Origin of the sequence: Dactylosporangium roseum (assembly GCF_025264685.1) — a bacterium.
In the GTDB taxonomy this organism is placed as follows: Bacteria; Actinomycetota; Actinomycetes; order Mycobacteriales; family Micromonosporaceae; genus Dactylosporangium; species Dactylosporangium roseum.
This window is the reverse complement of the sequence record NZ_CP073721.1, coordinates 1,084,054-1,106,064: the sequence shown is the minus strand read 5'-3', so window position 1 is coordinate 1,106,064 and position 22,011 is coordinate 1,084,054. Positions and strand designations below refer to the sequence as shown.

26 protein-coding genes are annotated in these 22,011 nt (G+C 70.5%); 9 read left to right on the top strand and 17 right to left on the bottom strand.

Annotation, left to right across the window (positions count from 1 at the left end):
* Window positions 1-95 precede the first annotated feature (95 nt).
* Both Drose_RS05380 and Drose_RS05375 read left to right on the top strand, forming a co-directional pair.
* On the top strand, window positions 96-1,124 hold the full coding sequence (locus tag Drose_RS05380) for an alpha/beta hydrolase family protein (protein WP_260727057.1): 1,029 nt from the start codon (window positions 96-98) through the stop codon (window positions 1,122-1,124).
* Between the two features lie 327 nt (window positions 1,125-1,451).
* A complete protein-coding gene (locus Drose_RS05375) occupies window positions 1,452-2,348 on the top strand; it encodes an alpha/beta hydrolase family protein (RefSeq protein ID WP_260727056.1) in 897 nt (298 codons plus the stop codon).
* On the opposite strand, the gene Drose_RS05370 is transcribed toward Drose_RS05375, so the two are convergent.
* The 3 genes from Drose_RS05370 to Drose_RS05360 form a co-directional block, all read right to left on the bottom strand.
* Window positions 2,345-3,289, bottom strand: a complete 945-nt coding sequence (locus Drose_RS05370) for a zinc-binding dehydrogenase (protein ID WP_260727055.1) — start codon at window positions 3,287-3,289, stop codon at window positions 2,345-2,347. The genes Drose_RS05375 and Drose_RS05370 overlap by 4 nt on opposite strands.
* A 20-nt stretch (window positions 3,290-3,309) precedes the next feature.
* Window positions 3,310-4,479 carry an NAD(P)-dependent malic enzyme gene (locus Drose_RS05365; RefSeq protein WP_260727054.1) on the bottom strand — a complete coding sequence of 390 codons (1,170 nt, stop codon included), beginning with the start codon at window positions 4,477-4,479 and terminating at the stop codon, window positions 3,310-3,312.
* Window positions 4,480-4,578: 99 nt separating this feature from the next.
* Window positions 4,579-4,893 carry a S26 family signal peptidase gene (locus tag Drose_RS05360; protein ID WP_260727053.1) on the bottom strand — a complete coding sequence of 105 codons (315 nt, stop codon included), beginning with the start codon at window positions 4,891-4,893 and terminating at the stop codon, window positions 4,579-4,581.
* A 69-nt stretch (window positions 4,894-4,962) separates the two neighbouring features.
* On the opposite strand from Drose_RS05360, the gene sodN reads away from it, so the two are divergent.
* The 3 genes from sodN (at window position 4,963) to Drose_RS05345 (ending at window position 6,377) form a co-directional block, all read left to right on the top strand.
* The gene (gene sodN / locus Drose_RS05355; RefSeq protein ID WP_260727052.1) at window positions 4,963-5,367 is read left to right on the top strand and encodes a superoxide dismutase, Ni; all 405 of its coding nucleotides are present in this window, start codon (window positions 4,963-4,965) and stop codon (window positions 5,365-5,367) included.
* A gap of 69 nt (window positions 5,368-5,436) precedes the next feature.
* Window positions 5,437-5,922, top strand: coding sequence for a GNAT family N-acetyltransferase (locus tag Drose_RS05350; RefSeq protein ID WP_390891329.1), 486 nt, complete (start codon window positions 5,437-5,439; stop codon window positions 5,920-5,922).
* Window positions 5,923-5,948: 26 nt separating this feature from the next.
* A complete protein-coding gene (locus tag Drose_RS05345; protein ID WP_260727050.1) occupies window positions 5,949-6,377 on the top strand; it encodes an ATP-binding protein in 429 nt (142 codons plus the stop codon).
* A gap of 7 nt (window positions 6,378-6,384) precedes the next feature.
* On the opposite strand, the gene Drose_RS05340 is transcribed toward Drose_RS05345, so the two are convergent.
* Together Drose_RS05340 and Drose_RS05335 are read right to left on the bottom strand one after the other, a co-directional pair.
* Window positions 6,385-7,107, bottom strand: a complete 723-nt coding sequence (locus Drose_RS05340; protein ID WP_260727049.1) for a FadR/GntR family transcriptional regulator — start codon at window positions 7,105-7,107, stop codon at window positions 6,385-6,387.
* Window positions 7,108-7,159: 52 nt separating this feature from the next.
* Window positions 7,160-7,570 (bottom strand): hypothetical protein, encoded by a 411-nt coding sequence (locus Drose_RS05335; protein WP_260727048.1) that lies wholly within the window; start codon window positions 7,568-7,570, stop codon window positions 7,160-7,162.
* A gap of 114 nt (window positions 7,571-7,684) precedes the next feature.
* Here Drose_RS05335 and Drose_RS05330 point away from each other — a divergent pair, with 114 nt between their 5' ends.
* Together Drose_RS05330 and Drose_RS05325 are read left to right on the top strand one after the other, a co-directional pair.
* Complete coding sequence (locus Drose_RS05330) at window positions 7,685-8,623, top strand: diacylglycerol/lipid kinase family protein (protein WP_260727047.1); 939 nt, start codon at window positions 7,685-7,687, stop codon at window positions 8,621-8,623.
* 379 nt (window positions 8,624-9,002) lie between these two features.
* Window positions 9,003-9,260: a WhiB family transcriptional regulator gene (locus Drose_RS05325; RefSeq protein ID WP_260727046.1), complete on the top strand. Its 258-nt coding sequence runs from the start codon at window positions 9,003-9,005 to the stop codon at window positions 9,258-9,260.
* A 146-nt stretch (window positions 9,261-9,406) separates the two neighbouring features.
* Here Drose_RS05325 and Drose_RS05320 read toward each other — a convergent pair whose 3' ends face one another.
* The 5 genes from Drose_RS05320 to Drose_RS05300 all read right to left on the bottom strand — a co-directional run bounded on the left by Drose_RS05320 (window position 9,407) and on the right by Drose_RS05300 (window position 15,000).
* Complete coding sequence (locus tag Drose_RS05320) at window positions 9,407-9,727, bottom strand: TFIIB-type zinc ribbon-containing protein (RefSeq protein ID WP_260727045.1); 321 nt, start codon at window positions 9,725-9,727, stop codon at window positions 9,407-9,409.
* Window positions 9,728-9,763: 36 nt separating this feature from the next.
* Window positions 9,764-10,513 carry a sirohydrochlorin chelatase gene (locus Drose_RS05315; RefSeq protein WP_260727044.1) on the bottom strand — a complete coding sequence of 250 codons (750 nt, stop codon included), beginning with the start codon at window positions 10,511-10,513 and terminating at the stop codon, window positions 9,764-9,766.
* Complete coding sequence (locus tag Drose_RS05310; RefSeq protein ID WP_260727043.1) at window positions 10,510-11,226, bottom strand: phosphoadenylyl-sulfate reductase; 717 nt, start codon at window positions 11,224-11,226, stop codon at window positions 10,510-10,512. Before Drose_RS05310 ends, Drose_RS05315 begins: the two co-directional genes overlap by 4 nt.
* Before the next feature lie 154 nt (window positions 11,227-11,380).
* Entirely contained in the window at window positions 11,381-13,108 is a 1,728-nt protein-coding gene (locus tag Drose_RS05305; protein WP_260727042.1) for a nitrite/sulfite reductase, read from the bottom strand.
* Between the two features lie 389 nt (window positions 13,109-13,497).
* A complete protein-coding gene (locus tag Drose_RS05300) occupies window positions 13,498-15,000 on the bottom strand; it encodes a sensor histidine kinase (protein WP_260727041.1) in 1,503 nt (500 codons plus the stop codon).
* A gap of 23 nt (window positions 15,001-15,023) precedes the next feature.
* On the opposite strand from Drose_RS05300, the gene Drose_RS05295 reads away from it, so the two are divergent.
* Window positions 15,024-15,482, top strand: coding sequence for a hypothetical protein (locus tag Drose_RS05295; protein WP_260727040.1), 459 nt, complete (start codon window positions 15,024-15,026; stop codon window positions 15,480-15,482).
* Here Drose_RS05295 and Drose_RS05290 read toward each other — a convergent pair.
* Both Drose_RS05290 and Drose_RS05285 read right to left on the bottom strand, forming a co-directional pair.
* Window positions 15,457-16,485, bottom strand: a complete 1,029-nt coding sequence (locus tag Drose_RS05290; protein WP_260729620.1) for an SIS domain-containing protein — start codon at window positions 16,483-16,485, stop codon at window positions 15,457-15,459. The two genes, Drose_RS05295 and Drose_RS05290, sit on opposite strands and share 26 nt — an antisense overlap.
* A 130-nt stretch (window positions 16,486-16,615) precedes the next feature.
* Window positions 16,616-18,151 (bottom strand): MDR family MFS transporter, encoded by a 1,536-nt coding sequence (locus Drose_RS05285; protein WP_260727039.1) that lies wholly within the window; start codon window positions 18,149-18,151, stop codon window positions 16,616-16,618.
* 92 nt (window positions 18,152-18,243) lie between these two features.
* Here Drose_RS05285 and Drose_RS05280 point away from each other — a divergent pair, with 92 nt between their 5' ends.
* Window positions 18,244-18,969, top strand: a complete 726-nt coding sequence (locus Drose_RS05280; RefSeq protein ID WP_260727038.1) for a TetR/AcrR family transcriptional regulator — start codon at window positions 18,244-18,246, stop codon at window positions 18,967-18,969.
* Here the strand turns inward: Drose_RS05280 and Drose_RS05275 are convergent.
* The 5 genes from Drose_RS05275 to Drose_RS05255 all read right to left on the bottom strand — a co-directional run bounded on the left by Drose_RS05275 (window position 18,907) and on the right by Drose_RS05255 (window position 21,969).
* A complete protein-coding gene (locus tag Drose_RS05275) occupies window positions 18,907-19,419 on the bottom strand; it encodes a GNAT family N-acetyltransferase (protein WP_260727037.1) in 513 nt (170 codons plus the stop codon). The genes Drose_RS05280 and Drose_RS05275 overlap by 63 nt on opposite strands.
* Entirely contained in the window at window positions 19,416-19,631 is a 216-nt protein-coding gene (locus Drose_RS05270) for a biotin/lipoyl-binding carrier protein (protein ID WP_260727036.1), read from the bottom strand. Before Drose_RS05270 ends, Drose_RS05275 begins: the two co-directional genes overlap by 4 nt.
* A gap of 366 nt (window positions 19,632-19,997) precedes the next feature.
* Window positions 19,998-20,282: a mycothiol system anti-sigma-R factor gene (gene rsrA / locus Drose_RS05265; RefSeq protein WP_260727035.1), complete on the bottom strand. Its 285-nt coding sequence runs from the start codon at window positions 20,280-20,282 to the stop codon at window positions 19,998-20,000.
* 4 nt (window positions 20,283-20,286) lie between these two features.
* Window positions 20,287-21,087, bottom strand: a complete 801-nt coding sequence (locus Drose_RS05260; protein WP_390891328.1) for a sigma-70 family RNA polymerase sigma factor — start codon at window positions 21,085-21,087, stop codon at window positions 20,287-20,289.
* 288 nt (window positions 21,088-21,375) lie between these two features.
* Window positions 21,376-21,969: an alpha/beta hydrolase family protein gene (locus tag Drose_RS05255; protein ID WP_260729619.1), complete on the bottom strand. Its 594-nt coding sequence runs from the start codon at window positions 21,967-21,969 to the stop codon at window positions 21,376-21,378.
* Window positions 21,970-22,011 lie beyond the last annotated feature (42 nt).

Here is a 22,011-nt window from a genome sequence, read left to right as displayed (position 1 = left end):
GCCAGGACGGTAATTGAATGTCACCACTCGGGTGATAACGGGATACCGCACATCGCACCTACATTCTGAACGTGCCTCCGCGTCGCAACCGAGCCGTGACTGTGACTGTGTCGCTGTTGACCGTCGCCCTGCTCGTGCTGGGCGGCGCTGTTTCTGCCTCGGGGTCGGACGGCGCGTCGTTCAGCTCGGCTGCCAGCTCGGCACAGGTCTCAACCGCCCCCACGACCTTCGCCATCGGCGTTCGCAAGTTCAGCTTCGCCCGCGGCAAGGACCGGCCGCTGCCCACCACCGTCTGGTATCCGGCACGCGGCTCCAGCCGCCGCACCAAGGGCCACGCCAAGCTCGACGCCACGGCGGCCGCCGGACACTTTCCGTTGCTGCTGTGGAGCCACGGGTTCTACAGCAACCCGCAGATGCAGGAGTACACGACCAAGCTCCTCGCCGAGGCGGGCTACGTGGTCGTCGCGCCGACGTATCCGTACACCAAGAAGGACTCGCCGAAGTTCAACAAGTACGACGTGCCGAATCAGGCGGTGGACGCGTCGTACGTCATCACGCAGATGCTCAAGCAGGGCAACCCGCTCGCGGAAACCATCGACGCGCGGCGCATGGGCGCGATCGGGCATTCCGGCGGCGGCACCACGACGAACTGGCTGTTCACCGGCAAGCGCGACCCGCGCCTCAAGGTCGGCGTGATGCTCGCGGGTCGCCCGACGACCACCTATCAGGGCTCACCGGTGCCTTTGCTGTTCGTGCACGGTGACAAGGATCCCGTCGTCGTCTACAGCCAGGGCCGCGACTCGTACCGGGCGGACCCGTGGCCGAAGGCGTTCCTGACCATCAAGGGCGGCGAGCACGGGGCGGGGACCGGCGGCGGCGAGCCGGGTCATGACCAGGCGATGACGACGATCCTCGATTTCTTCGACTGGGCGCTCAACGGCGACGACGCGGCCCGGCTCCGGCTCGAGCAGGACGCCACGCTCGTCGGGATCACGAGCTTCGAGTCGGTCGGGATCTATGCCAACGCGGCGAGCGCGACGACAACCAGTCCCACGACGACGGCGCCGGCCACGACGCCGACGACCCAGGCCAATGCCTTGGACCGGACCGGCTCCGTGCGCTGATCGCTCCCATTGTCCACCCATGCCTGAAATGCCTGAGTGTTCTGGCTTGGGTCAATACGCTCATCGGGCATGGTCGACACCTTACCGATGCCGCGACTTCCGACAGTGGCCGAACAGTGTCGGATTGTGGCAGTCTCCCCCGATCGGCGGAACGTACCGGCGGCGCGAGAGGTCCCGCGGCGAGGGGTCGGCGACCACCACATGACGGGCCCCGGCCCGACCCGGCGGGCACCACGCCGCACGGACCGGCCCGACCCGGCGGGCGTAGCCCGAATTCGCCCTCTGGGGAAAGCGGTGATCCGCGATGCTCCTCGTACCGTTGGTGGCATGCGTCAGCGCCTGCTCGCCGTGATCGCGCTCGCGTCGCTGCTGCTCGGCGGCTGCTCCGTCGGCGACGCACCGTCCCGCCAGGCCATCCCCTCCCCCACCCCCGCGGTGTCGACGCTGCAGAAGCTCGCCGCGGTCGCGCCACCGCCGCCGCTCGCGTTGCCCAGCGGCACCGTCTCGGCGTCGTCGCAGCAGGTGACGTACTCGCGGGGCGGCCGCACGCTGCGGACGGTGATCTGGACGCCCGACGGGATGAGCAAGGCACCGGCGGTGCTGTTCAGCCACGGGCTCAACGGCAGCCCGGAGGCCTTCGCGCCGCTGCTGCGGACCTGGGCCGCGGCGGGGTTCGTGGTCATCGCGCCGGCCTATCCGAACACCACCCGCGGCACCGCCAAGCTCGACGTCTACGACGTGCTCAACCAGCCCGCCGACGCCAGCTACGTGCTCGGCCAGGTGCTGTCCGGGCCGCTCGGCAAGCGGATCGACACCGGCCGGATCGCGGCGGCGGGACACTCGGCGGGGGCCATCACCACCGTCGGCCTCTTCACGACCGGGCGCGATCCACGGTTGCGCGCCGGGATCATCATGGCCGGCAGCGGGCTGGGCGTCGGCACGGCCTTCAGCGGTACGCCCGCCGCCCTGTTCTTCATCCACGGCAACGCGGATCCGCTGGTCTCCTACGCGTCCGGCAAGGCCGCCTACGACGCGGTGCCGTGGTCCAAGGCGATGCTCACGATCGAGGGCGGCAACCACGGCGATCCGTACCTGACGCAGGGGTCCGCGTCCTACCAGACGGTCACGTCGAGCACGCTGGCGTTTCTGCGCCTGGAGCTGTACGGGGACCAGGCCGCCCGGCAGACCCTGGAGCCGACGAGCGACCTGGACTCCCACCTTTAGCGGGTGTGGTCGAGGACCACCTTGCCGAAGACGTCACCCGAGCGGAGCAGCTCGAACGCCCTCCGGGCCGCGGAGAACGGGACGACCGAGTCGATGATCGGGCGGACGCCGGTCTTCGCCATCAGGGCCATGAGGTCGGCGAGTTCCTCCGGCGTGCCCATGCTGCTGCCGAGGATCTCCAACTGGAGCGCGAACATCCGGCGCAGGTTGACCTGCGGCAGGTGGCCGCTGGTGGCCCCGGAGACGACGATCCGCCCGCCGGGCTTGGCCGCCTTCATCGAGTGCTCGAACGTCGCCTCACCGACCGTCTCGACGACCACGTCGACCCGCTCCGGCAGCCGCGCGCCGGGCTCCAGCGCGGTGGCGCCGAGCGCGGCGATCCGCTCGCGCTTGGCGGCGTCGCGGCTCGTCGCGTAGACCCGCGCGCCGAGAGCGGTGGCGAGCAGGACCGCCGCGGTGGCGACCCCGCCCCCCGCGCCCTGCACCAGCACCGCACCGTCCGCTTCCAAGCGGCCGCGGGTCGTCAGCATCCGATACGCGGTCAGCCACGCGGTAGGCAGGCACGCCGCCTCCGCGAAGGAGAGCTCGGCGGGTTTCGGCACAAGGTTGGACGCCGGGACGGTGACCCGCTCGGCCACTGTCCCCTGGTAGTGCTCGGACAGGATCGAGAAGTCGCCCTTCTCGGTGAAGACGACCGGATAGACCACGACGTCGTTCCCGTCGGGGCCGATGCCGGCGGCGTCGCAGCCGAGGATCATCGGGAGCTGGTCGGCCCGCAGGCCGACGCCCCGCAACGACCAGAGGTCGTGGTGGTTGAGGGCGCTCGCGCGCACCTCGACCACGGCCCAACCGTCGCGGGGGGTCGGCTCGGGAGCGTCGCCGATGGTCAGGGCGGCGAGCGGGTCGGTGTCGTTGAGGCTGGTCGCGAAGGCGGCACGCATGCTGTCGACCTTAACGGCGGTTAACGGGTCACGCCGTCGCGGAGGGCTGCCTCGGCGACGGCGGACGCCACGGCGGGAGCGACCCGCGGGTCGAGGGCACTCGGCACGATCGTGTCGGCCGCCAGCTCACCCGCGCTGAGCACCTCGGCGATCGCGGTCGCGGCGGCGACCTTCATCCCGTCGCTGATCCGCGTCGCCCCGGCGTCCAGCGCGCCCCGGAAGATGCCCGGGAAGGCCAGGACGTTGTTGATCTGGTTGGGGAAGTCGCTGCGCCCGGTGGCGACCACGCTCGCATACCGCGCGGCGATCTCGGGGTGCACCTCGGGTGTCGGGTTCGCGAGCGCGAAGATGACACCGCCGGGCGCCATGCCCGCCAGCGCCTCCTCCGGGATCGTGCCACCGGAGACGCCGATCAGCACGTCGGCGCCGCGCAACGCGGCGGCGATGTCGCCGCTGACCTTGGCGGCGTTGGTCCCGGCGGCCAGCGCGGCCTTCGCGGAGTTGAGATCCGTCCGTCCGCTGTGGAGGCACCCGCGCGAGTCGAGGACGACGATGTCCCCGGCGCTCACGCCACCGTTGATCAGCATCCGGGTCACCGCGACGCCGGCCGCGCCCGCGCCGCTGATGACGACGCGCAGGTCGGCGAGCTTGCGGTCCAGGACGAGCGCGGCGTTGCGCAGCGCGGCCAGGACGACGATCGCCGTGCCGTGCTGGTCGTCGTGGAACACCGGGATGGGCAGCGCCTCCACCAGCCGGCGCTCGATCTCGAAACAGCGCGGCGCCGAGATGTCCTCGAGGTTGATGCCGCCGAACGACGGCGCCAGCGCGGTCACGATCCGCACGATCTCGTCCGTGTCCTGTGTGTCGAGGCAGATCGGCACCGCGTCGACCCCGCCGAACTGCTTGAACAGCACGGCCTTGCCCTCCATGACCGGCATCGCGGCACGCGGGCCGATGTTGCCCAGCCCGAGCACCGCCGAGCCGTCGGTCACCACCGCGACCGCCTTGCCGACCCAGGTGAGCTGGTGCACGAGCGATTCGTCGGCGGCGATGGCCTCACAGACCCGCGCGACGCCGGGTGTGTAGGCGAGCGAGAGGTCCTCGCGGGTGGCCAGCGGAACCGTCGACTGGACGGCCAGCTTGCCGCCGTTGTGAAGATCGAAGACCGGATCGGGCACGGTTGCGGACACGGGGGCTCCTTTGCCACGGCGGATGTTGCAGGAAGGACGCGCGGCGCGGGTGGAAGGCGCGACAAGAACGCGGCGGGGGTCTCCCGTATCCGCATCACTTTACGCCCGCGTCCGCCGGAAGCGCACCGGTTGTGGCCACCAGCGAAATGTCACACGCCCGACGAGGTCGGCCCGACCGTACGCCCGGGAATCATCACCGCCGAAGGGGTTGTCGCCCTCGATCCACCACCCGTCACCGTCCCGGCGCATCACCCGCTTCACCACCAGCAGGCCGGGCCGGGCCCGGAACGTCGCCACGACGAGATCACCCGGTCTGGCCTTCGTCGTGCGCAGCACCATGACCCGGTCACCGGCGCGCAACGTCGGCACCATCGAGGGCCCGGAGACCAGTGCCGCGAACCATGGCAGGCGCATGAATTCCCTGGAGATGGAGAGGAGTAGGGTCAGGAACGAGGATCATCGCAAATTATCCAGGAGGGTTCGATGCGACTGTCGCGGCTTTTCACTCCGCGCACCGTGGTGAGCGCCCACTGCGACTTGCCGTGTGGTGTTTACGACCCGGCACAGGCCCGAATCGAGGCCGAGTCCGTCAAGGCAATCTCCGAGAAGTACCAGGCCAACAGCGACCCCGAGTTCCGCACCCGGGCGCTCGTCATCAAGGAACAGCGCGCCGAACTGGTCAAGCACCACCTGTGGGTGCTGTGGACCGACTACTTCAAGCCGGCGCACTTCGAGAAGTACCCGCAGCTCCACACCCTCTTCAACGAGGCCACGAAGCTCGCGGGCGCCTCCGGTGCGAAGGGCTCCGTCGACCCGGCCGTCGCCGAGCAACTGCTCGCGAAGATCGATGAGATCGCGAAGATCTTCTGGGAGACCAAGCAGGCCTGAGCCGTCGCGTTCGTTCCCCCCATTCCGCCGCCGCGCGGGATGGGGGGCCTTCTTTGTCTGGAGGTACCGGTGATCCGTCCGGCTGTCCCGGATGACGTTTCCGCCATCGTCGAGATGGTGCACGAGCTCGCGGCCTTCGAGCGCGCCCCCGACGAGTGCCACCTGACCGCCGAGCTGCTGACGACCGCGCTGTTCGGCCCCGATCCGCGGGTGTACTGCCACGTCGCCGTCGAGGACGGCCGGCCGATCGGCATGGCGCTGTGGTTCCTGACGTTCTCCACCTGGGAGGGCGTCCACGGGATCCACCTCGAGGATCTGTACGTCCGGGAGTCCGCGCGCGGCACCGGGGCCGGCAAGGCGCTGGTGGCCGAGCTCGCCCGGATCTGCGTCGAGCGGGGCTACCCACGGCTGGAGTGGGCGGTGCTCGACTGGAACCCGGCGCGCCGCTTCTACGAGGCGCTCGGCGCGGGACACAAGTCCGACTGGCTGCCGTATCGGCTGTCGGGTGCGCCGCTGGCCGCACTCGCCGCGTCATCGGGTGCGGCGACGTCGTAGAGTCGCACGCGAGGGGGTTTCATCGCGTGACACAGGTCGTATCGAAGAGGTCGGGTGCCGACGGCGACGACGTCGTCCTGCTGGCCGTTCCGGCGTCGCCGGCCTACCTTGGCGTGCTGCGCACCGCGACGGCGGGCCTGGCGGCGCGGCTCCAGTTCACGCTCGACGAGATCGAGGACCTGCGGATCGCGGTCGACGAGGCGTGCGCGATGCTCCTCGCGGTGGCCAGTGAGACACCCCAACTGGGTGACACCGTCGAACTCTCCTGCCGCTTCACGGTCACGGCCGACGCCCTGGCCGTGGAGACGACGGTGCCGCTCGGCTCGCCGGACGAGCGGCTGCCGGGCGGCGAGTCGTTCGCCTGGCAGGTGCTGAGCGCCCTGGCCGACGAGGTGTCGGCCACGGTCGACGGCCACCAGGCGAGCATCCGCCTGACGAAACGCCGTCCCGCCTGACACCGCGCTACAGCCGCGCCACCCCCGGGACCGGGAGGTTGGTGTGCTCGGGCGGGAACTCGGGCCGTACATGATCGATGTGCACCCTGGCGGCGGCCATGGCCCTCTCGACGTCGCCGGCCCGGATGGCCGCCAGCAGTTCGCGGTGGTCCCGGTCGATCTCACGCCACATCGACAGCGGGGCGACCCGGTCCACCGTCCGCGGGTCGGCGACGGTGTAGAGCGGACGCACGACCAGGCTCAGCAGCGTGTTGCCGGAGGCGGCCGCCACCGCCAGGTGAAACTCGGCGTGCGCCGTGATCCGGCGGTCGAGGTCGTCACGGTCCGGGTCGAACATGGCCCGCTCCAACTCCGCCAGGTGGCGCGGCTCGCGGCGGGCGGCGGCGAGGCCGGCGGCCGGAACCTCCAGCATCCGGCGCACCTCGAGGACGTCGTCGCCCTTGACCACGCCGTTGGCGAGCAGCAGCCCGACCCCGTCGGACAGCGAATCGCCGAGGATGTGCGCGTCCGGCGCGGCGACGAAGCTGCCGCCGTTGACCCCGCGCGTCGTGAAGATCAGGTGCTGGCTGCTGAGCAGGCGCAGCGCCTCCCGGACGGTGGAGCGGCTCAGGCCGGACTGCTCGCACAGCTTCGGCTCGGTCGGCAGGCGTTCGCCGGGACGTAGCTGACCGGACATGATCTCGACCCGGATGCGGTCGGCGAGGACCTGGTAGGCGGGAGCGATCGTCACGACCTTCGAGCGTAGAACACGCGGTGTGTCCGTGGTTGCCGCGACCGGCTGGTCAGCGGACGCCGAGCGCGATCCGGGTCGAGGGGGCGAACAGCAGGACCGCGCCGACGACCCCCAGCACGAACAGCGGTGCGCCGATCAGCGGCTGGCCGCCCATCAGCATCGTCCAGCCGATCGGCATCTGGAGCATCTGCGCGACGATCCCCGGCCCGCGCGCCCAGCGCCGGCGGCGGTGCAGTGCGACACCGATGCCGATGAACGCCGCGGCCATCAACGCAAGGTAGCCGGTGAACGAGAGCGCCATCTCGATCGCCGTGTATTCGGCGGTGAAGTCCTGGTAGAGCAGCACCAGCGTGAGGACGGCGAGCCCGGCGCCCTCCAGGAGCAGCAGCCGGACGGCCCAGCGGAGGGTGGCCGGTGCCCGATCGGGCACCGTGTCGGTCCCGGCGGCGTTCCCGCTCACGTTTCCTCCGCTCCGCTGCTGGCCCTGAGTGCACGTCCTTCCTGGTGGAGGTCCGTGTCACGCGTTGTGCGCAGAGCAACCTTATCGCGCCCCCGAGCGGGTACAGTGCCGCCCATGCGAGCGCTCTTGGTGGTCAACCCCAACGCGACGACCACCACCGAACGCGGCCGGGACATCCTCGTGCGGGCCTTGCGGAGTCAGGTCGACCTGGACGTCGCCTACACACAGCGGCGGGGCCACGCCGCCGACCTCGCGCGGGAAGCCGCCCGCGAGGGTCTGGACCTCGTCGTCACACTCGGCGGCGACGGCACGGTCAACGAGGCCGTCAACGGCCTCATGACCTTCGACTCGGGGCCGGCTCCGGACCGCGCCCAGGAGCGTCCGGCCCTCGCCGTCGTGCCCGGCGGTTCGACCAACGTCTTCGCGCGGGCCCTGGGGCTGCCCAGCGACTGGGCGGAAGGGACCGGCGCGATCCTGGAGGCGTTGCGCGACCGTCGCGAAAGGATCATCGGACTCGGCCGGGCGGACGACCGCTACTTCACGTTCTGCGCGGGCATGGGGATCGACGCGGAGGTGGTACGGCGTGTGGACCAGGCCCGCCGCAAGGGCTCGACGTCCACGCCGTGGCTGTACTTCCGCGCCACGATGGCGCAGTTCGCCGCGACGAACCGCAGGATGCCGCTGCTCACGCTCGAGCTTCCGGGCGAACCAGCGCAGTCCGGGATAACGTGGATGCTGGTGCAGAACACCGCACCGTGGACCTATATCGGCGAGCGGCCGGTGGATCCGAATCCGCGGGCCTCGTTCGATACCGGGCTCGACGTGCTGGGCCTTCGGGAGTTGCAGGTCGCGAGCACCGCGCGCACGGTGACGCAGATCCTGTCGAACCGCCATGAGCCGAAGGGAAAGCAGGTCGTGCGGATGCATGATCTGTCCGGCTTCACGCTGACCGCCGCCAAACCGATCGCTTTCCAGGTTGACGGAGAGTACCTCGGGGAGTGCGACAAGCTGGATTTTGCGTCCGTGCCCGGGGCATTACGCGTAGTGTGTTGAGTCACCCCCCGAGTTCACCACCGAAGGGGGAGAAAGTTGCAGAGAGTCGCGGCAGAGACACCGCGGCCGCATCCCCGAAAGCCCTTCGATCGTTGACCAACCCGTACTACATTGGTCACTGACTGTCGCGATCCAGGGTCACCAGCTACCATAAAATCGGACAAACGGCGCGTGAGCTTGCTCACCGACTTGGATTTTTTTGGTTTGGACCCCTTGACATCGCGGTAGTTCGTGAAAGCATTCACAAGCGAAACGACCACTGAGCGTTGCCCGCACGCGTGTTACGGGTCTTCAGGCTCCGCCTAGCCGAACCGTCACACGAGATGCATATAGGGGAATCACCAACAACGATCCGCGAAAACCAAGGAGTGTTGCCGCCATGTCGGACTGGCGCCACCATGCCCTCTGCCGCGACGAGGACCCGGAGCTGTTCTTCCCCATTGGGACTTCCGGACCCGCGTTGTTGCAGGTTGAGCAGGCGAAGGCAGTCTGCCAGCGCTGCTCCGTGACCAGCGAGTGCCTGCAGTGGGCGCTCGACTCGGGTCAGGATGCAGGCGTCTGGGGCGGAATGAGCGAGGACGAGCGGCGCATGATGAAGCGTCGCGGCGGCCTCCGGGTCCGCGCTCACTCCGCTTAGACCCCTTCCAAGACGAAAACGCCCCGGTCCATTGGACGACCGGGGCGTTTTGGCGTCCTCTGACGAGAACGCCTCCAGTCAGCTTGACCTTGGTCGATCAGCGTCGTCCGGACCACGGAATCCGCCAAGATCAACGGTGCCTTTCGTCAGTCGAACAGCTCGCCGAAGAAGCTGTCCCGGTGGTGGCGCTTGTGGCGCTTGTGGTGGCCGTAGTGGCCGTATCCGTGGCTCTGGTGCTGGTAGGACTGCGGCGGCGGGTAGCTCTGGTGCTGTTGCGCCGGGTAGCCCGGCTGCTGCGGCTGCGCGCCCTGGCGGTTGCGGTTCCAGGCGTTCTCCGCGTCGACGAGCCGCTCCAGCTCGCCCCGGTCCAGGAAGATGCCCCGGCACTCCAGACACTGGTCGACGGTGACGCCGCTTCGTTCGTACTGCCGCATCTCGCCGCGACACTTCGGGCATGTCATCTGCATCCGTCTACGGTAACCGTCACGCACCACGTGCGGGTGTCACGCGGCGGTGAGCGCCGCCGAAACGGGCGAGACCGCCGCGATCCGCGCGACGACCAACCTTGCCAGGTCCAGGTTGCCGCCCAGCGGCGGGGCCGCCGGGGCCAGTGCGCCGGCCGACAGCGCCGAGGACACCGCCATGTCGTGCAGGCGGCCGGGCGCCAGGAAGTACGAAGCGATCGCGATCCGCGAGCAGCCGGCCTCGCGCAGCCGGGACACCGCCACGGCACCGGTCACCGGAGAGCCGGACGCGAAGCCGGCCTGGCACGGCACACCCAGCGTGGCGCCGAGGGCCGACGCCGCCTGGTCGACGGTGTGCCGGGCCAGGTCGTCGCGGGTGCCGGCGGCGACCAGGGCGATCCCGTCGTGGTGGAGCCCGGCCGGAAGGGCACGCCGCAACGACGCCAGCAGGAACGGAGATACGGCGCCGGCGACCGGGCCCAGGACGTCGGTCACCGAGACGTCCAGGCGCAGGCCGTCGGAACGGGCCCGGTCGAGCACGGCCGGGAGATCAACGCGGCCGTGGTACGCGGCGGTCAGCAGCAACGGTACGACCACCGCCGACCGGTGGCCCGACCGCGAGAACGCGAACAGCACCTCATCGGGGCGCGGGCCCGCATGGTCGAGGAACGCGCAGCGGACGTCGAGGCCGGGGCGCTGGGCGGCGACCGCGCGGGCCAGGGCCCGGGTGGTCGCCGCCGCCCGCGGATCGGACGAGCCGTGCGCGACGAGGAGAACCGCCGAGGTCATGCAGTGTGCAGACCGCACTCGGTCTTGTCGAACATCGGCCAGCGACCGCCCCGAGGGTCGCCACCCGGAGGCGTCCGGCGGGTGCACGGCCAGCAGCCCACCGAGGCGTACCCCTGCCGCATCAACGCGTTGACCGGCACGTTGTGGCGCGAGATGTACGCGTCGACGTCGGCCTGCGTCCACTGCGCGAGCGGGGAGACCTTGATCTTGTCACGGGCCTGCTCGAAGCTCACGATCGGCGTGTTCGCCCGGCTCGGCGACTCGTCGCGGCGCAGGCCGGCGGCCCAGGCGTCGTAGTCGGCGAGCGCGCGCTCCAGCGGCTCGATCTTGCGCAGGAAGCAGCACTCGTCGGGGTCGCGGGCATACAGCCGCGGGCCGAACTCCGCGTCCTGCTCCGCCACGGTCTGACGGGGACGGATCGACCGTACCGTCACCGGAAGCGTCCGCTGGACGACCTCACGCACCCGGAGGGTCTCGGCGAAGTGGAGCCCGGTGTCGAGGAAGACGACCGGCACGCCGGGAACGACCTTCGACACGACGTGCGCGAGCACCGCGTCGGCGAACGAGCTGGTCACGCAGAACCGCTCGCCGAACTCGCCGGCGGCCCACTCGATGATCTTCTCCGCGGGCTGGTTCTCCAGACGCGCCGACGCGTCCTTGGCCAGCGCCATCATCTCTTCACGGATACGGATAGTGGCTGTGGCTGTGCTCATCGCTTCGCCTCCAACGCTGATGCCGCCAGTCCCAGGAACTTCAAGGAGAAGACCCGTGCGCAGCTACGGCACTCCCATGCGCCGTGGGTCTCTTCGTGTGGTCTGAGGTCCTCGTCCCCGCAGTACGGGCAATGGAGGGGTGCCATGCGCTCGCTCATCGCAGCTCCTCCTCCGGAGCACGCATCACCCAGCGGGCGAAGGACTCGCCGGGCTCGCGCCCGGCCAGGTAGTGGTGCGCGACCCGCTCGACGTAGGCCGGCAGGTCGGCGGCCGTGGTCTTCAGCCCGCGCAGCTTCCGGCCGAAGCCGGCGGTCTGCCCGGCGGCCATGCCCAGCCCGCCGCCCAGGTGGATCTGGAAGCCCTCGACCATCTCGCCGGTGCTGTCGTCGCGGACGAGCATGCCCTTGAGGCCGATGTCCGCGACCTGCGTGCGGGCGCAGGCGTTGGGGCAGCCGTTGAGATGGATCGAGATGTCCGCGTCGAGCTCGGCGACCTTCTTCTCCAGGTGCTCGACCACCTCGGCGGCGCGCGCCTTCGTCTCGACGATCGCCAGCTTGCAGAACTCGATGCCGGTGCACGCCATCGTGTTACGCCGCCAGCCGGACGGGCGGGGTTCGAGGCCGATCGCCTGCAGCCCCCGCACCAGCGACTCGGTGCGTTCCTCGGCGACGTCGAGGACCAGGATCTTCTGGTACGGCGTGAGCCGCACCCGCCCGGACCCGTGCTCCTCGGCCAGATCGGCGACCTTGGCGAGCTGCGTGCCGGAGCTGCGACCCGCGACGGGTGCGGCACCGACGAAGAACTTGCCGTCCCACTGCTTGTGGACGCCGACGTGGTCGACCGGCTTCTCCGGCAGATCGGGCGAGGGCCCGTCGACGAGCGGCCGCTTGAGGTACTCGGTCTCGAGCACCTCCCGGAACTTGGCCACGCCCCAGTCGGCGACGAGGAACTTCAGCCGGGCGCGGTTGCGCAAGCGTCGGTAGCCGTAGTCGCGGAAGACCTGGGCCACGCCGAGCCAGACGTCGGCCACCTCGTGCAGCGGGACCCACACGCCGACACGCTGGGCGAGCATCGGGTTGGTCGACAGGCCGCCGCCGACCCAGAGGTCGAAGCCGGGGCCGTGCTCCGGGTGGATCACGCCGACGAACGAGACGTCGTTGGCCTCGTACGGCGTGTCCGCCAGCCAGGAGATCGACGTCTTGAACTTCCGCGGCAGGTTCGACAGGTCCGGGTCGCCGATGTACCGCCGGTTGATCTCGGTGATCGCCTCGGTCGGGTCGAGCACCTCGCTCTCGGCGACGCCGGCGATCGGGCTGCCCAGGATGACCCGCGGGGTGTCGCCGCAGGCCTCGGTGGTGGACAGGCCGACGGCCTCCAGCTCCCGCCAGATCTGCGGGACGTTCTCGATCTCGACCCAGTGCAACTGGATGTTCTGCCGGTCCGTGATGTCGGCGGTGTCGCGGGCGAAGCGCTGGGCGATCGACGCGATCGTGCGGAGCTGGGCCAGGTCGAGCTGGCCGCCGTCGCTGCGGATGCGCAGCATGAAGTACCGGTCCTCGAGCTCCTCCGGCTCAAGCACGGCCGTCCGCCCGCCGTCGATGCCCGGCTTGCGCTGGGTGTAGAGCCCGTACCAGCGGAACCGTCCACGCAGGTCGGCGGGGTCGATCGAGTCGAAGCCCCCACGCGCGTAGATGTTCTCGATCCGGGCCCGGACGTTGAGCGGGTTGTCGTCCTTCTTGCTGCGCTCGTTGGGGTTGAGCGGCTCGCGGTGGCCGAGGGCCCACTGCCCCTCACCACGAGGGCGCCCACCGGCCGCACCGCGTCCGCGGGCCGGACGGGGAGCTGGGGTGGCTTTGTCTGCCGGGACGGTGGTCACCGTCATGGCGGCGTCCTCTCAGGTTCGAGAGCACGCGACTGAGCGCCGGCCGATCACGGCAGAGCCGAGATGGATGACGTCGATGTCATGGAAAAGTCCGGCGCGAAGTCGCGCGCCCGGGAAGAATTCGACGGGCGGCGTTCAGCAAGCCGGACAGATGGCGCTGCGCACGCGACCGTAGTCGACGTGTCGGCGGCAGACGAGCCGCAGAGAAGCAGCGTGCATGGGGAGCAGTCTTCCACGAGAACCGGTCCTTACGCCACGCTCGCGTGAGGGTTCTCTCACAGCGACTTCCTCGACAGGTCCCCGAAATACGACTCAATCGATAGGAATTGTCGATGAGATTCGCCCGCCGAACCGAGGCCAGCCGGACGTGGTCCCACACTGCGGTAGGTTCACCGTCTCGCCAGCGGAACCACCATCACCGCCTCGGTCCCGCCCTCCGCGCGGGCGCGCAGCTCGATCGTGCCCCGCAGCTCCCCCGTGGCGAGCGTCCGGACGATCTGGAGCCCGAGCCGCTCGCTGGAGTCCAGGTCGAAGTCGTCGGGCAGGCCCACCCCGTTGTCGGCGACGGTCACGTGCAGTTGCTTGCGGAAGCGGTGGACCGAGACGACGACCTCGGGCGACTTGACCGGTGCCGGCTCGAACGCGTGCTCGACGGCATTCTGCAACAGCTCGTTGAGCACCATGACGAGCGGGGTGGCGATCTCGGCCGGGAGCACCCCGAAGTCGCCCTCACGGCGCAGCGAGACCTGGAATCCGGCCGCGCCGACCTCGACCGCGGCGGCCCCGACCCGGTCCACGATGTCGTCGAACTCCACGGCCTCGTCGGCGGACTCGGACGTCGACGACATGGACAGGGTCTCGTGGACCAGCGCGATGGAGGCCACACGTCGTACCGACTCCTCCAACGCGTGCCGGGCGGCCGGCACACCCACCCGGCGGGCCTGCAGACGGAGCAGCGCGGCGACGGTCTGGAGGTTGTTCTTGACCCGGTGGTGGATCTCGCGGATCGTCGCGTCCTTGGTCATGAGCTGCCGGTCCCGGCGCCGCACCTCGGTGATGTCCCGGACCAGCACGAGCGCCCCGATCGGCACGCCCGCCGGTATGAGCGGCAGCGCACGCATGAGCACCGTGGCGCCGCGGGCCTCCAGCTCCTTGCGGGCCGGCGCCTCACCGCGCAGCGCGGCGTGCACACGGTCGACCGCGTCGGCGCCCTCCAGCGGATCGTCGACGAGCCGGCCGGTGAGCTCGGTGAGGCTCTCCCCGACGAGGTGGGCGGCGAGGCCGAGCCGCCGGTACGCCGACTGCGCGTTCGGGCTGGCGTAGGTCACCTTGCCGGTCGCGTCGAGGCGGACCAGCCCGTCGCCGATCCGGGGCGCGCTCGTGGTCTCGCCCGGGTGGCGCGGTGGCGGCCAGCTACCGTCGGCGATCATCTGGGCCAGGTCGTCGGCGGTGGTCAGGTAGTTGAGCTCGAGCTGGGCCGGGGTCCGCGCGGTGCTGAGGTTGGTGTCGCGCCCGACCACGGCGATGACCTTCGCCTGGCCATGCCGGCGCACGGGGACCGCCTCGTGACGGGCGGGCATGTCGCCGTACCAGACCGGATCCCCCTCCCGCCAGATCCGCCCCTGCGCCCGCACGATCGCGAGGTGGGCGACCTCGGGGCCGCCGGCGATCCGTCCGACCTGGTCGTCCTGGTAGGCGGTCGGCGCGGTCGTCGGGCGGACCTGCGCGACACACAGGAAGTCCCCGCGGTCCCCCACCAACACCCACATGAGCAGATCGGCGAAGGACAGATCGGACACGATCTGCCAGTCGCCGGCGAGGCGGTGCAGGTGCTCGATGTCCTCTGGCTCGAGGTCGGTGTGCTCCTCGACGAGGTCACGCAGGGTGGACACGCAGACAAGACTAAGGTTGACCCGTGCGCCGCCCAGTACTTGCCCTGGTGTTGACGCTCTCGCTCGGCGGTTGCGGCTGGGCCGGGCGCCACGACGAGAGAAGCAAACCCGACGGATTCCTGCTGCACGGACACGTGAGCGCGGCCGGCGCGGCGACCGGCGCCAGCGGCACGCCGTGCCTGGCGCCGGCATCGGCGTCGGACATCGTGGCGGGCGCGCCGGTCCGGGCGGCCGACGCCGCCGGCAAGATCATCGCCGTCACGTCGCTCAACGGCGGCGTGCTGGCGGAGACGCCGGACGGCTTCCACTGCAACTTCGGCTTCGAGCTGAGCAACCTGTCCGGCAGCCGACCGACCTACCAGCTCATCGTGGCCGACCGGCCGCCGCGGTCGTTCGAGACCAAGCCGCTCCGCGAGGGCAAGGAGGCCGTCCTTCCGGTCGACGGACCCGCGAGCTCTACAGTGTCGCCGTCACCTTCTTGAGGCCCCGCGGCGCGTCCGGGTTCTCGCCCCGGTGCAGCGCGAGGGCCAGCGCCAGCCGTTGCAACGGGAGGATGTCGAGCAGTGGCGCGTACCGCTCGTCGACGTCCGGGGTGGCGATCCGGGCCTTGGCGCCGTCGACATCGGACGGGCCGACGACCACCACGTCGGCGCGGCGCTCACCGAGGCGGGTGACCACGTCCCGCATGGAGGTGCCGGCCGGGCCGGAGCCGACGACGGCGAGCACCGGCACGTCGGGCTGGGCCATGGCGAGGGGGCCGTGCAGGAGGTCGGCGCCGGAGAAGGCGAGACCGGCCACGTACGAGGTCTCCATGAGCTTGAGCGCGGCTTCGCGCGCCGTCGGGTAGGCGTAGCCGCGGCCGGTGGTGACCAGGCGGTCCGCGAAGCGGTAGCGGGCGGCGAGGTCGACCGCCGTGTCGTCGGCCAGCACCCGCTCCGCGTGGCCGGGCAGCCGGCGCAGCTCGGCGAGGTTGCCGGCGGGCAGCGTGCCGCCGCCCTTCACGCTCTCGACCAGCATCAGCAGGGCGAGCAGCTCGGCGGTGTAGGTCTTGGTGGCGGCGACGGCGATCTCGTGGCCGGCGGCCACGTCGACGTGCAGCTCCGCGACCTCGGCCAGGGCCGACGACGGGTTGTTGGTGACGGCGAGTGTGTGCGCGCCCTGTTCCCTGGCGACCCGCAGCACCTCGTGCAGGTCGGGCGAGCCGCCGCTCTGGCTGACCCCGACGACGAGCGTGTCACGCAGGTCGGGCCGGGCGCCGTAGACGGTCATCGCGGACGGGGACGCGAGCCCGGCCGGGATGCCGAGGCGGATCTCGGTGAGGTAAGCCGCGTAGAGAGCGGCGTGGTCGGACGTGCCACGAGCGGTGAAGACGACACTGCGCGGCCGCCACTCGGCGATCCGCGCGCCGGCCGCGGCGATCTGATCGGCCCGCTCGTCGAGCAGGCGGGCGAACACCTCCGGCTGCTCGGCGATGTCGGCCTTCATCCCGGCACCGGGCTGCTCGGTCACGGTGTGCTCCTTCAGTAGACGTGGTGCGCGATCCTGCTCATATTGTGGCAGTTTCGCGCACCCCACACCAGTTTTCCGCCCAATTTCGCGCAGTCTGTGCGCGAAACTAGCCTTCCTGCGCAACCAGACTGCTCTCGGCGGGCTTCTCGTCGCTCCCGCCCCCGCGCAGGGCCACCTCGCGGATGAAGAGGGCCAGCACCGGGACCAGCGCCGTCGCCGCGATCGACCACAGGAACACGCTGGACGTCGCCCCGGCGATCGAGTCGACCACCGCCGTGCGGACCTGCGCCGGCAGTTGCCCCAGCGTCTTCGGCCCGATGGTGGCGCCGCCACCGCCGCTCGCGAGCTGGTCCGCGGCCCGCGCGCCGAGCCGCTCCCCCAGCAGGTCGTGCAGCCGGTGGTTGAAGATCGCGCCGAAGATCGCGACACCGAACGCGCCGCCGATCGAGCGGGCGAAGGTCGCCGTGCTGCTGGCCACCCCGAGGTCCTTGAGCTCGACGCTGTTCTGCGCGATGAGCATCGAGGTCTGCATGAGGAAGCCCATGCCCAGGCCGAGCACCGCCATGAAGATGCCGGACTCGACCTTCGAGGTGCCGGCGTCCAGTTGCGCCAGCAGCACCATCCCCAGGACCAGCACCGCGCCACCGATGATCGGGAACACGCGGTAGCGCCCGGTCTTGGTGATCATGCGACCGACCACCAGCGAGGTCACCAGCAACCCGCCCATCATCGGCAGCAGGAGCAGGCCGGAGTTGGTCGCCGAGGCGCCCTGGACGATCTGCTGGTAGAGCGGCAGGAAGGTGATCGCACCGAAGAGCGAGAAGCCGACCAGGAAGCCGACGATCGAGATCAGCGCGAAGTTGCGGTTGCGGAAGATGCCCAGCGGCACGATCGGCTCCGGGTGGCGCCGCTCGACGATCAGAAACGCCGCGAGCGTGACGACGGCCAGTGCCACGAGGCCGAGGATCCGCACGGAGCCCCACGCGTACTGGTTGCCGCCCCAGGTCGTCACGAGAACCAGCGCGGTCACGCCGACGGACAGCAGTGCCGCGCCGACCCAGTCGACGCGGTGCTCGGTGCGCCGCTTGGGCAGGTGCAGCCGCAACGCGAGCAGCACCAGGGCGGCGCCGCCGAGCGGCAGGTTGACGAAGAAGGCCCAGCGCCAGTTCGCGTGGTCGGTGATGAAGCCGCCGACGAGCGGCCCACCGGCCATCGCGACCGCCATGACGGCGGCGAACTGGCCCTGGTACTTGCCGCGCTCCCGCGGCGGCACCAGGTCGCCGAGGACGGCCATCGCGCCGACCATCAGGCCGCCGGCGCCGAGCCCCTGGAAGGCGCGGAACCCGATCAGCTCCGGCATGTTCTGCGCGACCCCGCACAGCGCCGAGCCGACGAGGAACAGCCCGATCGAGATCAGGAAGACCGCCTTGCGGCCGTAGAGGTCGCCGAGCTTGCCCCAGATCGGGGTCGAGACGGTCGTGCCGAGGACATAGGCGGTCACCACCCAGGAGAGGTGGTCGACGCCGCCCAGATCACCGACGATGCGCGGCATCGCGGTGCCGACGATGACGTTGTCGAGCATCGCCAGCAGCATGGCCATGAGCAGGCCGGGCAGGACCGCCCGGACGGTTTTCTCGGACATTCTCGCCTCTGCTTACTTGTCGGCCGGCTAGTTAACTTACTAGCCGGACGGTAAGCTGGTTCCTAGCCGGTCGTCAAGTAGGATGTGAGGCGATGGACGAACAGCAGGCCGCTGCCGCACGCGTGGTGCGAGGCCGCAACCGGATCCGCGTCGGAGACCTCGACGACGGGGCCGCCGTGCGGGCCCACATCCAGGACGTGGCACTGGACCTGTTCATCGAGGAGGGCTACGACAAGACGTCGCTGCGGGAGATCGCCGAGAGGCTCGGCGTGACCAAGGCGGCCCTCTATTACCACTTCCCGACGAAGGACGACATCGTCCGCAGCCTGATCGACCAGCGCATGGCGGCGATCGACCAGCTCCTGGAGTGGGCGCAGGCGCAGCCGCGGGACGAGCGGATGCGCCTGGAGTTCGTGCGGCGGTATGCGACGGTGCACGACCTGATGTCCAACGAGAAGGTCATCAGGTTCTTCGAGCGCAACCAGACGCTGATCAACACGATGCCCGCCGGCAAGCAGATGCGCGCCCAGATGGAGCGGGTCTTCGACCTGCTCATCGACCCGGCCGAGCCGCTCACGCAGCAGCTACGCCGAGCGATGGCGATCTTCTCGATCCACGCCAGCGGGCTCATCCTGCGCGACCGCGGCGCCACGCCGGAGCAGCGGCGGGAGGCCGCCCTGGAGGTCGCGCTCGACCTGATGAGCGGCGCCGCACAGGTCGCCGCCGAGCTGATGGAGCCCGGCCTGATCGCGACGCTACTGCGCGAGCACCTGGAGCGAGAGGCGCATTCCGAGCAGGTCGACGCCGGGCGCGGGTGACCAGTCCAGACTCGGGTCGCGCGTGAAGCCGAACCGGTCGTAGAGCGCGAACGCGGCCGTGTTGCCGTCGTGCACACAGATGGTCAGCGACGTGCACCCCAGGGCCCGCGCACGGTCGACGCAAGCCTGCACGAGCCGCCGGGCCACTCCTCGCCGCTGGGCCGCGGGATCGACGGCGAGCATGCGAAACTCCGCCTCGCCGTCGCCGGACACCTCCGCATACTTCGTGCCGGGCAGCACGAACGTCACCGCACCGAGAACGGCCGCCCCGTCCGCCGCGACCAGGACATCGGCGGCCTCGGCGCGCGACGCCACGTCGGCGAGCACGGCGCCGTAGCCGTGGTCCTCGTCGAGCTGGCCGTCGGCGCCATAGGCGGCAACCGTCAGCCGCGAGACCTCGGCGAAGTCGTCCGGCTCGATCGGCCGGACGACGACCTCGTGTGACGTCACCCGATCACGGCGATCAGGTCGCCCTCCTGGACCACGTCGCCCTCATCGACGGCGATCCGGCTGATCGTGCCGTCAGACTCGGCGACGACGGGGATCTCCATCTTCATCGATTCGAGGATCACCAGGGTGTCGCCCTCACTGACCTCGGCACCGACCTCGGTCGTGATCTTCCAGACGTTTGCCACCATCTCGGCGCGGATCTCGTCGGCCATCCCGGTCTCCTTCGCGGCTGCTCCTTGCGCTCCGCAGCATATCGGTGGGAACCCGGCCGCGCGGCACCACCGGACGAACGCAGCAGTGCCGCGACGGAATCGACGATCATGGCGACCCCGGCGGCCCTGCCCGACGTGCTTCCGCACCGCCGCACGCACGCGTGCCTGATGCCGGCGTCGGCGCAATCGCCGTTCCCGACCCGGGCCTCGGCCTTCCGGTCGCGGTGAAATGCCGCCGGCGCCTCGGGCGCCGACGGCATTTGACTGCCTGCCCGGGCGTCTTCCCCGGCGCCCGGACAGGCAGGTCTCGAAGCCCGGCGGCCCGGCCCCACCCCGGGGCCGGCCTGTCGCGCCGGGCGGAATTCTCTAGTCCGGACGCAGCTCGCGGGTCTCGGCGTTGAGGACGAGCTCGCCGAGCTTCGTCCTGAGCCGCTGCTTGAGCTCGGCGGGGGCGAGCTCCGAGCCGCAGCACCGGGCCACGAGCGCCCTGACCTCCTGCTCGATGCCGAACTCACGCAGGCACGGAGAGCACTCGTCGAGGTGCTCGCGGATCATCAGCCGACGGTCGTCGGAGCACTCCAGGTCGAGATACAGGTAGACCTCGGCAAGGACGTCATTGCAGTCGGTCTCGTGCGGGTCTCCACAGCTCATCGGTTCAGACCTCGCTCGGCTCAGCGGACGGGGTGCGGGTGAATCCCCGATCGGCAGCATAGGCCTCGAGCGATCGACGCAGGTTGCGCCGTCCCCGGTGCAGACGCGACATCACGGTGCCGATGGGCGTGTTCATGATGTCGGCGATCTCCTTGTAGGAGAAGCCCTCGACGTCGGCCAGATAGACGGCCAGGCGGAACTCCTCCGGAAGCGACTGCAGCGCCTCCTTGACGTCGGAGTCGGGCAGCCGGTCGAGGGCCTCCGTCTCGGCGGAACGCAGGCCGCTGGACGTGTGGCTCTCAGCCTCGGCGAGCTGCCAGTCGGTGATCTCCTCGGTCGGCGCCTGCACGGGCTGCCGCTGCCGGCGGCGGTAGGAGTTGATGTAGGTGTTCGTGAGGATGCGATACAGCCAAGCCTTGAGGTTGGTGCCCGTCTCGAACTGGTGGAACGCCGCGAACGCCTTGAGGAACGTCTCCTGGACAAGATCATCCGCGTCCGACGGGTTTCGCGTCATGCGCAGAGCTGCCGCGTATAGCTGATCGATGAACGGCAACGCGTCACGCTCGAACCGCACGCGCTGCTGCTCCGTGCTCTCGCTGCTCACCACTCGTGCGACTCCCACCCTCGACCGTCCCGCCGAGGATACGCCGAGTTGCTGAGCGAGTTCTGAGTTTGTGGCGCCCGTCAACTGCTCACGCGTGATGGGCTGCCAGTTCGGATCGGGCTCCGCGTCCGTCGCCGCAGGCCACGCCGGGCTGAACAGCAACTCGCGGACTCGCCGGTCCTCACGCTCGAGTGTTGCCACGCTGTTGTCTTCCCTCCACCGGCGACGCCTCGGCAGCGTCGCACCCCCCATGCAACAACGGGTGCCCGGCGATCATTCCGGGCGGCGGGGCCCGCCGCGACGACCCCTGCCTGCCCCGGCGGCCGGCCTAGAGAGCTGGGACCGGTCGGCCGCCGGGGACAGGAAGGGCCTGGGAGGTTGCGGATCTGAGCGATCTGCGGTGTGGAGAGTGCCCGATTCGCACCGGTCACACCGGGCCCAACGACCCCGTCGACACCGGGTGACGCCGGCCGCGACACGGTTCACACGTCAGGTGGTCACGAACGGCGCGGCGAGCGCCGCCACCGCTCCGGGCGCCTTCGACAGGGCGTGGGTCTCCCCCGGCAGCACCTCCACGAGCACGGCCGGCCCCGGCTCGGGCACCCCGAACGGGTCCGCGCCACCGTTGATGACCAGGGTCGGCAGCCCGGTGTCCAGTTCGCCGGCCCGCGACCGCTCCGGCTTGCCGGGCGGATGCAGCGGAAACGCGAGCGCGAGGATGCGCGCCGCCCCTCCGGCCACGGCGGTGCGGCAGGCGACGCGGGCCCCGCTGGACCGCCCACCGACGACCAGGTTTCGCACCGGCACCCGTCCGCGCAGGTCGGCGAGCACGGCGAGCCACGCGGCGTCGAGCTGGTTGGCGGGTGCCGGCGCGCGCCGGCCGGCGACCCGGTACGGCTGGGTGACCCTCGCCACCGCCGCCCCCGCACCGAGCACCGCGTCCCGCACCGCCACCAGATCCACGGCGTCGACGCCACCCCCGGCTCCGTGCCCGAGGACGAGCAGCGTGCCGGAGTACGTGCCGGGGACGTCGAGCGAGTACCGGGCCGGTCCGTGCGGGGTCTCGACCTCCTGCCCGGCCAGCGACAGCCCGCGGACGGCCTTGAGCGCTGCAGCGGTCGCCCG

Coding starts and splice junctions, on each gene's coding strand:
- Drose_RS05375 (WP_260727056.1), top strand. CDS start 1,452: ATGCGTCAGCGCCTGCTCGCCGTGATCGCGCTCGCGTCGCTGCTGCTC.
- Drose_RS05370 (WP_260727055.1), bottom strand. CDS start 3,289: ATGCGTGCCGCCTTCGCGACCAGCCTCAACGACACCGACCCGCTCGCC.
- Drose_RS05360 (WP_260727053.1), bottom strand. CDS start 4,893: ATGCGCCTGCCATGGTTCGCGGCACTGGTCTCCGGGCCCTCGATGGTG.
- sodN (WP_260727052.1), top strand. CDS start 4,963: ATGCGACTGTCGCGGCTTTTCACTCCGCGCACCGTGGTGAGCGCCCAC.
- Drose_RS05330 (WP_260727047.1), top strand. CDS start 7,685: ATGCGAGCGCTCTTGGTGGTCAACCCCAACGCGACGACCACCACCGAA.
- Drose_RS05325 (WP_260727046.1), top strand. CDS start 9,003: ATGTCGGACTGGCGCCACCATGCCCTCTGCCGCGACGAGGACCCGGAG.
- Drose_RS05320 (WP_260727045.1), bottom strand. CDS start 9,727: ATGCAGATGACATGCCCGAAGTGTCGCGGCGAGATGCGGCAGTACGAA.
- Drose_RS05315 (WP_260727044.1), bottom strand. CDS start 10,513: ATGACCTCGGCGGTTCTCCTCGTCGCGCACGGCTCGTCCGATCCGCGG.
- Drose_RS05310 (WP_260727043.1), bottom strand. CDS start 11,226: ATGAGCACAGCCACAGCCACTATCCGTATCCGTGAAGAGATGATGGCG.
- Drose_RS05305 (WP_260727042.1), bottom strand. CDS start 13,108: ATGACGGTGACCACCGTCCCGGCAGACAAAGCCACCCCAGCTCCCCGT.
- Drose_RS05290 (WP_260729620.1), bottom strand. CDS start 16,485: ATGAAGGCCGACATCGCCGAGCAGCCGGAGGTGTTCGCCCGCCTGCTC.
- Drose_RS05285 (WP_260727039.1), bottom strand. CDS start 18,151: ATGTCCGAGAAAACCGTCCGGGCGGTCCTGCCCGGCCTGCTCATGGCC.
- Drose_RS05280 (WP_260727038.1), top strand. CDS start 18,244: ATGGACGAACAGCAGGCCGCTGCCGCACGCGTGGTGCGAGGCCGCAAC.
- Drose_RS05270 (WP_260727036.1), bottom strand. CDS start 19,631: ATGGCCGACGAGATCCGCGCCGAGATGGTGGCAAACGTCTGGAAGATC.
- rsrA (WP_260727035.1), bottom strand. CDS start 20,282: ATGAGCTGTGGAGACCCGCACGAGACCGACTGCAATGACGTCCTTGCC.